Annotated in this window: 9 protein-coding genes; 3 read left to right on the forward strand and 6 right to left on the reverse strand. The window is 48.2% G+C overall.

What is annotated here, in order from left to right; translation table 11 throughout:
- Positions 1 to 145: 145 nt before the first annotated feature.
- Both I2G61_RS05295 and I2G61_RS05300 read left to right on the forward strand, forming a co-directional pair.
- Positions 146 to 772 (forward strand): hypothetical protein, encoded by a 627-nt coding sequence (locus I2G61_RS05295; protein ID WP_072683885.1) that lies wholly within the window; start codon positions 146 to 148, stop codon positions 770 to 772.
- An 89-nt stretch (positions 773 to 861) separates the two neighbouring features.
- The gene (locus I2G61_RS05300; RefSeq protein ID WP_072683886.1) at positions 862 to 1,188 is read left to right on the forward strand and encodes a MazG nucleotide pyrophosphohydrolase domain-containing protein; all 327 of its coding nucleotides are present in this window, start codon (positions 862 to 864) and stop codon (positions 1,186 to 1,188) included.
- 453 nt (positions 1,189 to 1,641) lie between these two features.
- On the opposite strand, the gene I2G61_RS05305 is transcribed toward I2G61_RS05300, so the two are convergent.
- The gene (locus I2G61_RS05305; protein ID WP_072683887.1) at positions 1,642 to 2,463 is read right to left on the reverse strand and encodes an HAD family hydrolase; all 822 of its coding nucleotides are present in this window, start codon (positions 2,461 to 2,463) and stop codon (positions 1,642 to 1,644) included.
- Between the two features lie 221 nt (positions 2,464 to 2,684).
- Between I2G61_RS05305 and I2G61_RS05310 the strand changes: the two genes are divergently transcribed.
- Positions 2,685 to 3,455, forward strand: a complete 771-nt coding sequence (locus tag I2G61_RS05310; RefSeq protein WP_072683888.1) for an AIM24 family protein — start codon at positions 2,685 to 2,687, stop codon at positions 3,453 to 3,455.
- Between the two features lie 287 nt (positions 3,456 to 3,742).
- Here I2G61_RS05310 and I2G61_RS05315 read toward each other — a convergent pair whose 3' ends face one another.
- From I2G61_RS05315 to I2G61_RS05335, 5 genes are all read right to left on the reverse strand, one after another.
- Positions 3,743 to 4,156 carry a hypothetical protein gene (locus I2G61_RS05315; RefSeq protein WP_072683889.1) on the reverse strand — a complete coding sequence of 138 codons (414 nt, stop codon included), beginning with the start codon at positions 4,154 to 4,156 and terminating at the stop codon, positions 3,743 to 3,745.
- 25 nt (positions 4,157 to 4,181) lie between these two features.
- The gene (locus I2G61_RS05320; protein ID WP_072683890.1) at positions 4,182 to 4,754 is read right to left on the reverse strand and encodes a GrpB family protein; all 573 of its coding nucleotides are present in this window, start codon (positions 4,752 to 4,754) and stop codon (positions 4,182 to 4,184) included.
- A gap of 122 nt (positions 4,755 to 4,876) precedes the next feature.
- Positions 4,877 to 5,539, reverse strand: coding sequence for an MmcQ/YjbR family DNA-binding protein (locus tag I2G61_RS05325; RefSeq protein WP_072683891.1), 663 nt, complete (start codon positions 5,537 to 5,539; stop codon positions 4,877 to 4,879).
- An 83-nt stretch (positions 5,540 to 5,622) separates the two neighbouring features.
- On the reverse strand, positions 5,623 to 6,423 hold the full coding sequence (locus tag I2G61_RS05330) for an HAD-IIB family hydrolase (protein ID WP_072683892.1): 801 nt from the start codon (positions 6,421 to 6,423) through the stop codon (positions 5,623 to 5,625).
- Positions 6,424 to 6,578: 155 nt separating this feature from the next.
- Positions 6,579 to 7,163, reverse strand: coding sequence for a GNAT family N-acetyltransferase (locus I2G61_RS05335; RefSeq protein WP_072683893.1), 585 nt, complete (start codon positions 7,161 to 7,163; stop codon positions 6,579 to 6,581).
- Positions 7,164 to 7,404: the final 241 nt, after the last annotated feature.

Below are 7,404 nucleotides of genomic sequence, written 5' to 3' on the forward strand. Positions count from 1 at the left end.
GAAAATGCTTTAATTCAGTCAGAAGCAAAACGACGCAACGATTCAATGATCCGATTCATCCAAAGGGCGAAAAAACCGAGTTCATATAGTTTCGATCCAAGAGATCAGCCATTTTGCTGAAGCGTTATAAAAGGAGGAAAAAAGGATGAAACCAAGTACGAGAATAATTTGTCTTGCCGGACTTCTGCTCAGTCTGCTGAGCAGCTGCCAACAGACCGCCGGTTCAAAATCAGAACTCAGCCTGAAAGCCGCTGCTTTCAATCAGGAAGACGCCGCGATTGCCAAACAATTTGGCTATTCGTCAGATCCCCTGATTTTCCAGTTTACAACGGACAGCTCCGTTCAATCGCTGCATTATACGGTCTATACGCTGAATCAGGGACAATGGGAAGCCCAATGGACCGGCGATCAAAGCTTATCCGGCCTCCGCGGCCGCATCGCCGTATATACCGACGGACTGCCGAAGGGCTATACGTTGATTATGCAATGCGATAATGTCTGTGTGAAAGACGAACTGCGCGTGGAAAATCCCGATTTTTCAATGCCGGAACAAGCGGTCTTATCAACGGCGGTTCTGAGTGAAGAAACGTCATGGACGAAAGGCCGGGAATTCCCCATACTGGTTCAACAGATTTCCACCCATGAAAATAAGGGCGCAGTAAATCTGGAACAATTTTTCAAACCGGATCACTTTTCCGATCAGGACGAGGTCTGGGCCTTGACTCTGATTTTTCAGGAATCAGAGAATTCACGGCAGCTGCCTTCAAAGTGATCCTTGAAAATCGCAAATAGAAAACCCTATATGTAGGTGCTATAATAGAAACGTACAAAACGACAAAGCAAAATTTGTGGAGGCAATTTATGAGCGATTTCAGCATTAAGGATATGCTCTTCATGCAGCAGACATTGCAGGAAAAATATAAAGATAAGTGGGAAACGATTGGCCCTGAAGCGGGAAAACACAAATTGTTGTGGATGATCGGCGAAATAGGCGAGGTCGTAGATATTATTAAGAAAAATGGAGACGTCAAGGCACTTGAAGATCATGCGTTACGAAGACATCTGATTGAGGAAATGGCGGATGTTCTTATGTATTACAACGATGTCCTTCTTTGTTATGGAATCAGTGATGAAGAACTCAAAGAGGCATATACGACCAAATTTGAAAAAAATATGAAACGCTGGTGAATTCCAGTTTGGGATATTTCCAACAAGCAAAAATCTCTCTTTCTTTCATAGACGGAAACAAATGATTTTTAGAAATGTGACGAAGGTTAATGGACCTTTGAGGTATAACCCCCACACTCTATCCATTGTAAAAGCTGTATTGGCAAGACCTGATGAACCTCTAATGCATAGCATAGCGGCATGAACAAGGGTATCCTGAATCGCCTTCGTGGGCATGATAATACCGTCCTGTGTTTTTATTTCTTGCCTTATTTTGTGGTGCTAAAATGGTGCTCAACTTTACAAAACTGACTTAATCGGAGATATAAAGTAATAAATGGAACTATGCGGAAAACCATGATTTTAAGCCATCTTCTCATGGTATCATAAACTTTTATGCAGACTTACAAGAAGATTTCCGTCTATTAAAGCAATAAAAAAATAAACGGGATTTGAATCCCGTTGTTTTTGCGTTTAGCTATTTTTTTCTGCCAACAGATGCTGGGCGATAAACTTCCCGACGCCGTCGTGATCGTGATCCGCCGTGATAAAATCCGCGGCACTTTTTGTTTTCTCGCTGCCGTTGGCCATGACCACGCCCATTCCGGCATGGATCGTCATGTCGTAATCGTTATCCGCATCGCCGAAGGTGCAAAGCTCCTCCATGGTGAAACCATGCAGCGCCATGACTTCTTTCAAGCCCTGCGTTTTCGATACCCGCGGATCCATGTATTCGAACAAAACGCTGGCCGTGATCAGGCCGGCCGATTTGGTTTTCGGAACGGTAAACGTATGACTGCGGGCAACGACCGTTTCCATCATTTCCGGATCACAGACAATCATGACCTTCGGCCGGGGTTGATTCAGAAATTCATCATAATCGACCACATGGTAGGGAATATGATCTACCCGGGAAAGCCGCTGGATGAACCGGTCATCCTTGGGCGCAAACAATTCCCCCTGCCAGGGAATCGCAAAGTTCACATCCAGATCCTGATAATGTTGGATGACCTGACGGATAACGTCACCGTCCAAAGGAAAACTGCTTTTTTCCACATTCAACAGAAAGTCAGCGATTTCCGCGCCGCCCGTACCGACAATCGCATCGACGAGTCCGTTAATGCCCCAACGCTCCAGTTGATTTTTAACACTATGCACATCCCGGCCCGTCGCCAGACCAAACAGAACGCCCTGCGCTTTTATTTTTTTAATTTGTTCGATGGTATAGGGAGAAACGACTCCCTGGCTGTTCAGCAACGTTCCATCCACGTCGCACATGATTGCTTTGATCGCCATTTTCTAGTCCTCTCTGATTTCACAGTCCTATTCATTATAAATCAAAAAACAGGGAATGCGGACATTGATTCGTAAATTCGTTAATTCACACAAAAATTTCCATGTCAGCCTCTTCTGGATCCCAAACCAGAAACCCTAAAACTTAACCTGAAATTAACAAAAGTCCGGCCTGGCTCCACTTCGCGCATGGTATAATTGAAAAAAGAAAGAAGAGGAATCCCATGTATCAGATAAAGAATTTTCAGGATAACGACGACGTCCGGACGCTTGATCAGCTCGGCCCATTTACCGTCATCGAATATCTGCGCGATCTCAGCGTTACGCCCGGCTCTGCCATGACCGCTTATTATTGCAATGAGATGAATGTTCGCAAACGGCAGGTACTTTGCGATCTGGCGCAGGCCGATATCACCGTCCAGGCCGGCGCGATGCAGTGGATGGTCGGCGATGTGAAGGCAACGACCGGCGTCAAAGGAGTCGGCGATCTGTTAGGCAAAGCGATCCGCGGCAAGGCAACCGGCGAATCGGCGATCAAGCCGGAATACACCGGCAGCGGCACCTTGGTGCTGGAGCCGACTTACAAACATTTAATCTTGATGGATGCCGCAGATTGGAACGGCTCCGTCGTTCTTGACGATGGTTTATTCTTAGCCTGCGACTCCCGATTGCAGCACAAAGCAGTCATGCGCTCGAATTTCTCCTCCGCGGTAGCGGGCGGCGAAGGTTTGTTTAATTTGAGCTTGAACGGGTCCGGCGTCTTCTGCATTGAATCCGATTGCCCGAAAGAAGAACTGGTGGAAATCACATTGAAAGACGACGTGCTGAAGGTTGACGGCAACTTTGCGATCGCCTGGAGCAATTCGCTGCAATTTACCGTGGAGCGTTCCAGCAAGTCCCTGATCGGTTCTGCCGCTTCCGGCGAAGGACTGGTCAACGTGTATCGCGGCACAGGGAAGGTTTTGTTAGCGCCGGTCGCAACGCTGCCGCGATAAGATCCTTTACGCAAAAAAAGACGGAATATCGGTGCTTCCGTCCTCTATGATCCGAAATCTTTCGGATCTTTTTTTCTTCGCGGGCCAAAGATCTTGCATTATTCCTTCCACAAGATTTCCGCTGTCTGACATCGGGGAGCCTGACCCTTTTTTACAACGAAGAAAAACATGATCGACAGGAAATCCCGATATTTCTTCACTTTCAATGAAAGGCGCTTCGAAGATCGGCACGCCGCAGTCCTGAACCCTGCGCCAGCATTTTCCGTCTTACTTCCCGATTTCAGACTTTACTGAACGATGAAGTCGGACGATTGGAAATGGCTGTAATACCTTCCGCTTTTGGCGGTAAATAGAATTCTGATCTTCCCTGATTCCTCGGGTTCCCGCTTTTCCCGGGATGCTTCCGTCCTTTTTGGCAACGGGTCTTCCTGAACGCCGATGATTGTCAGCCACCCCTTCAAACAAACGCCGCGGTAAAACCGCTGATCCATAAAGTAAAGGCTGGCTGGCCGTTGATCAATTCCCGGAAAAGAAAACGCCGCCGCTTCCACTTCAAACCAGAAGCCGCAAATTCCCTCACGCCGGCAGGCTTGCGGCAGCGTCCAGGTTTCAGGATATCCCTGATCGTCGATGAAGCTGCAAACGACATCGCTGACATGATCCGCCAGTTTTCCAATCGTCTGTTCTGGATTTCTTATCATTTCTATTCTCCTGTTCTTAATGAACTCAAAAATCATTCTCGCGGTATTTTTCCGCTTTTCCTTTCTGCGTATACTCCCGAATCATTTCCGTTTTAGCCGCGGTGTAGCCGTCACGATCAAAGCGATACAATTTTGCCAGCCACAGCTTCAGCTGTTGATATGCCAAAGCGGCTTTTGGATGATCAATCAGGTAATCCCGGAAAAACAGCTCGTCATGATCGCCCGGCCGGCGCAGATGGAGATGAAAGACACGCTCCGCAAAGCCCTGCGGCGTATAGCCTTTATTGAAGGACATTCGCAACTCCGACTGACTCATGCATAAATATCCCGCATCGAGAAGCCGTGCTTGCATGTCTTCCCAATTCGCCTCTTCCGTCGTTTCCACCAGAATATCCACAATCGGTTTCGCCCAAATTGTTCCTATGGCCGTACTGCCGATATGTTCCATGCGGATCAGCTGATTTTCAGGCAGCTGACTTTTCAGGAATGAAGATTCCTCTGCATAGAATTGCGGCCATTCCTGACGGGGCGGGACCAATTCGATTGGAAAGAGATGCCACAATTCTTCTAACGACATTTCAGATAAAGCCTTTGTCATAAACAGTCCTCCTTTGCGGGCAGTGAAGGCCAGGATGAAGCAGCTGAAACGTCTAAGCCTGAGTGATCCCGGATTCGCGGCGAAGATCCCGCCTCCGGCTACACGCTCACGCTTTCGCTTTCTTATGTCATCGCAAAACTCTTATCAATCCAGTTCTGGATCGCGGCGTCTGTCAGGACACCGTCCAGCGTCAGTGTGATCCAGTGCTTTTTATTCATGTGAAAAGCCCGGTACTGGCCTGGCTTACCGACTTCTTCCGCAATCATAGCCGGCTGTGCTTTTACGACAAGAATTTCGATCCATCCCTCGCGCTGCGGATCCAGCTTGCGGCTTTCAATCGTCATCAGCACGCCAAACCATTTCAAGGTTTTCTTATGGCGCAAAGCTGCGGAATGGGGCGAAGCTTCCCAAAGGTATTCCGGCTGCACATCATAACGTTCGCGGAGATAGCCGACGATCCGCCGGGCTTGTTCCGCCTGAAACGTGTCGGTGATAAAGCAGGCGGCGGCAATACGGGCAAGTTCCTGCCGGCACAATTCGCGCAGCACCGTTACGAAATGACCCTGCGCGGCTTCAGATTTAATCAGCGTATATTCTTCTCCGGTAGCCGGATCTGTCAATGAATAGTCAGGCTGCCCCTTATCCACAACGACGCGAAGCAGGAACTGACCTTCGTTGATCGGCGTTTCCCATAAAAACTGATTACCGGACTCGCGGAACCCGAAGGCAAGCAGCCGCGCCGGATCCGGTTTTTTGAAATGAAACAGGGCCTCCCATTCCCTCATGTTTTTTCTCCTCTCAGCGGTCTTGTCCTCAACCCGCATGCGATGTTTTCTACAACTCCAAAACAGGGATAATCAGCATATCCTCACGCCGATTCTCTATCCAGCCATTGTTCAATAACCGCCTGAACCGAAGCGGCGCTGTGCGCTGCGCTGGCTATGACCTGCGGCTCGGCCATGTCGATGCAATAGCTGTGCCGGGTCGTTTGAAACATCGGAATATCGTTTTCAGAATCGCCGACGACGATCAACTGATCGCGGTCCACTCCAAACTTTGCGCATAGTTCCATGATGGAGATGCCTTTTGAACTGTTCAGCGGACCGATGTCGATCATATCGCAGTCGCTGGTCGTTATGATCCCCGGATAATTCCGCCGGCTCAGCGTCTCTTTGAACGCGTCGCGCTGATGCGGCGGTACAAAGATCTGAATTCGTTCGACGCCGTCCTCTGGGTTGATTTCATCCAGCTTCGCGACCACAATCGAATCCCACAGGGAATCATAGGCCGGAACTCCGCGCGGGTAACGGTCGTTGCCGGACCACAGCCAGCAGTCATGATAGCCGGTCGCAACACTGATATTCAGATCATTCTCAAGGACATAGCGGCACAGATCAAGGTACACGCTGCAGGGCAGCTGCTTGATTATCGTCTCGCCGGTTTCCAGCCGTACCGCCGCGCCATTGCCGCCGATAAAATTAAAATCAAAGCCCAATTTCTCCGCAATGACCGGATAATGATGCAGCCCCCGGGCTGTCGCAACCGCAAATTTATTGCCATGTTCCACCCAGCGTCTGACCGCATTCAGGTTGTCTTGAAGCTGGTTGGGATTGGGAGATTCTTTTCGTGGGTACAACGTTCCGTCTAAATCTGAGATTAACAGTTTCATCTTTTACCTGGGGTCCAACGAGATGAATGGCTGCTTTCCCCTCGGGCCCTTCCTTTCCGAATTGTATCTATATAGACATGTTCTAATTAGAATATACTATATTCCTTCATTCCCGTCAATTCCTGTTTACGAAGATTGAATAAATAACGGAAGTATTACAAAGTTTCAACAAAGTGGTTGTCATAGCTGTCCCAATATTTACGGTATACCCGGCCATCGTTTCCATCTAAATTGAGCTGATACATTCTGAATGTAACCAGAAAGTTCTTTGGCTGCCACATTTCTTCATAAGAATATTGATAACGCATCCCAACTGCCTGCATGACATGGCCGCTGCGCGGATTATTTACGTCATGCGTGGCCGTGACGTAGGGAAAACCGTCTTCTTGCACCTGATGAATCACCGCCCGGGCTGCTTCTGCGGCAATTCCGCGATGCCAGAATTCGCGGCGTAAACCATATCCCAGATCATGGCTCTCGCCCGTGCTTACATGGATATAACCAATCGGAATTCCGTCGCTTTTCAGACAAATCGCATAAGCATAGCCCTGCGGCTTTGCATAAACCGAAACAAAGTTCTCCTCGTAAAAAGTCTTCGCTTCAGCAACGCTGGTCAGCGGATACCACGGCAGGTATGTATTGACTTCTTTGTCGCTGAAAATGGCATAGATTGCGGAAATATCCTGTTCTGTGAATTTCCTTAACCGCAGACGTTCTGTCTCCAATTCCGGTGTGTTCATTCCTTCCTCCCCTTCTCTCATATTAAGTCTTTTGTCTTAATTATACGCAATGATTATGTCTATGAAAAATCATTCTTTCCGCAGCCCGTGATTTTCATCATAATCAAAGTCTTCCCTGTCCGTATTCTTTGAACTTTTCAGTCAGCTTTAACTATTACTGACTGATTTATCCATGTCTGATTCAATAATAGGGTAGAGGGAAAATAAATTTCGCCCCTCCCATTGCACCGTACGTACGGAT

It is taken from the genome of Holdemania sp. 1001095H_141210_F2 (assembly GCF_015558105.1).
Taxonomy (GTDB): Bacteria; Bacillota_I; Bacilli_A; order Erysipelotrichales; family Erysipelotrichaceae; genus Holdemania.

Bases quoted from the DNA above. Each gene is read 5' to 3' on its own strand.
- I2G61_RS05295 (WP_072683885.1), top strand. From the start codon at position 146: ATGAAACCAAGTACGAGAATAATTTGTCTTGCCGGACTTCTGCTCAGT.
- I2G61_RS05300 (WP_072683886.1), top strand. From the start codon at position 862: ATGAGCGATTTCAGCATTAAGGATATGCTCTTCATGCAGCAGACATTG.
- I2G61_RS05305 (WP_072683887.1), bottom strand. From the start codon at position 2,463: ATGGCGATCAAAGCAATCATGTGCGACGTGGATGGAACGTTGCTGAAC.
- I2G61_RS05310 (WP_072683888.1), top strand. From the start codon at position 2,685: ATGTATCAGATAAAGAATTTTCAGGATAACGACGACGTCCGGACGCTT.
- I2G61_RS05315 (WP_072683889.1), bottom strand. From the start codon at position 4,156: ATGATAAGAAATCCAGAACAGACGATTGGAAAACTGGCGGATCATGTC.
- I2G61_RS05320 (WP_072683890.1), bottom strand. From the start codon at position 4,754: ATGACAAAGGCTTTATCTGAAATGTCGTTAGAAGAATTGTGGCATCTC.
- I2G61_RS05325 (WP_072683891.1), bottom strand. From the start codon at position 5,539: ATGAGGGAATGGGAGGCCCTGTTTCATTTCAAAAAACCGGATCCGGCG.
- I2G61_RS05330 (WP_072683892.1), bottom strand. From the start codon at position 6,423: ATGAAACTGTTAATCTCAGATTTAGACGGAACGTTGTACCCACGAAAA.
- I2G61_RS05335 (WP_072683893.1), bottom strand. From the start codon at position 7,163: ATGAACACACCGGAATTGGAGACAGAACGTCTGCGGTTAAGGAAATTC.